Raw genomic sequence first — 321 nt, 5'->3', positions numbered from 1 at the left:
GAAGTCGTAACAAGGTAGCCGTACCGGAAGGTGCGGCTGGATCACCTCCTTTCTAAGGAGCACTTCTTACCAACTTCGGTTGGTCAGAGGCCAGTACATCAGCGAACGTCTGATGCTGGTTGCTCATGGGTGGAACGTTGACTACTCGGCCTGAGTCTGGGTCGGAGGCTGCTAGTACTGCTCTTCGGAGCGTGGAACGCATGATCTCCGGGCGGGGTCTGGTCGGGCACGCTGTTGGGTATCTGAGGGTGCGGTTATGACCCCTCAGTTGCCGGCCCCAGTGAACTCGCTGTTCGTCAGCGGGGTGATGGGTGGCTGGTC

General features: G+C 59.2%; 1 rRNA gene. It reads left to right on the top strand.

Annotated elements, in window-relative coordinates:
* Positions 1-52 (top strand): 16S ribosomal RNA (locus tag IE308_RS36625); the annotation flags it as partial.
* Positions 53-321 lie beyond the last annotated feature (269 nt).

This window comes from Streptomyces griseosporeus, assembly GCF_014656055.1.
GTDB lineage: Bacteria > Actinomycetota > Actinomycetes > Streptomycetales > Streptomycetaceae > Streptomyces > Streptomyces griseosporeus.
Note: the sequence above shows the minus strand (reverse complement) of the source record. Positions and strands in the feature narration are given on the sequence as shown.